Raw genomic sequence first — 2,247 nt, forward strand, 5'->3', positions numbered from 1 at the left:
CGGGGCGCACGGTGCGAAGCTCACGGGTGCCGGCGGCGGCGGCTGTATCGTCGCGCTCGACCCGTCCGAGGAGACGCCGACGGCCCTCTCGTTCACCCAGGGCTGTGAGGACGCGTTCCGGGCCGAGCTGGCGACCGAGGGCGTTCGCGTGGTGGAGTCGTGAACGAACACCGTGAGACCGGAGCGGGCGACACCGTCGTCCTCAAGCTCGGCGGGAGCCTCATCACGGAGAAGGACCGCCCGGAGACGCTCGACGGCGAGTCGTTGGCGGACGCCTGCGACGCGGTCGCGGCCGCGCTCTCCGAGGGCACGGTCGACGGGCTCGTCGTCGTGCACGGCGGCGGGAGCTTCGGGCACCACCACGCCAGCGAGCACGGGGTCTCGACGACGACGGGAACGGGTGACGTGGGGGCGGTGATGGACGTCCACGGCGCGATGACGACGCTCAACCAGCTCGTCCTCGCGCGCCTCCACGAGCGCGACGTACCGGCGGTCCCGGTACACCCGCTCTCGCTCGCTGCCAGGCCGGACGGGGTCAACGGCGAGCTGGACCTCCCCATCGGGTCGACGGCGACGCTGCTCGAGGAGGGGTTCGTTCCGGTCCTCCACGGCGACGGGGTCGCGACCGCGGACGCCGGCGTGACGGTCGTCTCCGGCGACGAGATCGTCGTCGAGCTGGCGACCGCTCTCGACGCCCGCCGCGTAGGGGTCTGTTCGACGGTTCCGGGCGTGCTCGACGGCGATGGCGAGGTGATCAGGCGGATCGACACCGTCGAAGCGGTCGCGGACGCGCTCGACGGGAGCGACGCGACGGACGTTTCGGGAGGGATGGCGGCGAAGGTACGGGAGCTCCTCGCGCTCGACGCGCCCGCGTCCGTGTTCGGCGCGGACGGGTTGGTGGCGTTCCTCCGCGGGGAGGAGCCCGGGACCCGGATCGGGTAGCGGCCGCGGCTCCGCGACCCCCGGCCGGGGACGATACTGTCGCGGTGAGGAACCCTTATTCACGTCTCGCGTCTCGATCCACGTATGGACGACACCGAGGTACGCGATCGCCTCCGCGAGGTCCGGGACCCGGACCTCGGCGACGACATCGTCTCGCTGGGGTTGGTGAACGACGTGACGATCGAAGGCGGAACCGCGCGGATCTCGCTCGCGCTCGGCGCACCGTTCTCGCCACACGAATCGGGGATCGCGGACGACGTCCGCGAGGCGATGGCGGACACGGGACTCGACGTGGAGCTGTCGGCGTCGATCCCCGACACCCTCGACGCGTCCGATCAGGTGCTCCCGGGCGTTCAGAACGTGATCGCGGTGGCGTCCGGGAAGGGCGGTGTCGGCAAGTCGACGGTGGCGGTGAACCTCGCGGCCGGCCTCGCCGAGCTCGGCGCGCGCGTCGGCCTGTTCGACGCCGACGTGTACGGGCCGAACGTCCCGCGGATGGTTTCGGCCGAGGAGCGCCCGCAGACCGACGGCGAGACGATCGTGCCGCCCGAACGATACGGGATGAAGCTCATGAGCATGGACTTCCTCACCGGCGAGGACGACCCCGTGATCTGGCGCGGCCCGATGGTCCACAAGATCATCACGCAGCTGGTCGAGGATGTCGAGTGGGGCGAGCTCGACTACCTCGTGATGGACCTCCCGCCGGGAACCGGCGACACCCAGCTCACGATCCTTCAGACGCTACCGCTGACCGGGGCGGTGATCGTCACGACGCCTCAGGAGGTCGCGCTCGACGACGCGGTGAAGGGGCTTCGGATGTTCGGCAAACACGACACGAACGTGCTCGGGATCGCGGAGAACATGGCCGGGTTCCGGTGTCCGGACTGCGGCGGGTTCCACGAGATCTTCGGCTCCGGCGGCGGGAAGGCGATGGCCGCCGACCACGACCTCCCGTTCCTCGGCGGGATCCCGCTCGACCCCGACGTACGGACCGGCGGCGACGACGGTGCGCCGGTCGTGCTCGGGGAGGGCGACACCGCCGACGCGTTCCGCGTGCTCGTCGAGAACGTCGCGAACAACGCTGGCGTCGTGCGGCGTCGGGAGGTGGTCGACGGCCGATGACCGGGGGGACGGACGCCGGTGATGGGGACGACGAGAGTGATACCGGTCCCGACGACACGGGCACGGACCGGGCAGAGGACGAGGCGGAGACGGACCGGGCAGAGGACGAGGCGGAGACGGATCACGCCGACCCGCTCGACGCGGCCGGCTTCGACCCCGCCGTCCCGGAGTCGGCGGCAGCCG

General features: G+C 71.5%; 2 protein-coding genes and 2 pseudogenes. All 4 read left to right on the plus strand.

All coding sequences use genetic code 11. The annotated features are described in order from the left end of the window. Positions 1–163: pseudogene (locus tag ACFQEU_RS14745) on the plus strand (mevalonate kinase); the annotation flags it as partial. Continuing rightward, positions 160–942, plus strand: a complete 783-nt coding sequence (locus ACFQEU_RS14750) for an isopentenyl phosphate kinase (protein ID WP_379783385.1) — start codon at positions 160–162, stop codon at positions 940–942. The pseudogene ACFQEU_RS14745 and the gene ACFQEU_RS14750, both read left to right, overlap by 4 nt. A gap of 84 nt (positions 943–1,026) precedes the next feature. Next, complete coding sequence (locus tag ACFQEU_RS14755) at positions 1,027–2,064, plus strand: Mrp/NBP35 family ATP-binding protein (RefSeq protein WP_379783387.1); 1,038 nt, start codon at positions 1,027–1,029, stop codon at positions 2,062–2,064. Next, a pseudogene (locus tag ACFQEU_RS14760) lies at positions 2,061–2,247 on the plus strand (DNA primase); the annotation flags it as partial. The gene ACFQEU_RS14755 and the pseudogene ACFQEU_RS14760, both read left to right, overlap by 4 nt.

The organism is Halorubrum tibetense, from assembly GCF_042661865.1.
GTDB classification, from domain to species: domain Archaea; phylum Halobacteriota; class Halobacteria; order Halobacteriales; family Haloferacaceae; genus Halorubrum; species Halorubrum tibetense.

Bases quoted from the DNA above. Each gene is read 5' to 3' on its own strand.
- ACFQEU_RS14755 (WP_379783387.1), top strand. From the start codon at position 1,027: ATGGACGACACCGAGGTACGCGATCGCCTCCGCGAGGTCCGGGACCCG.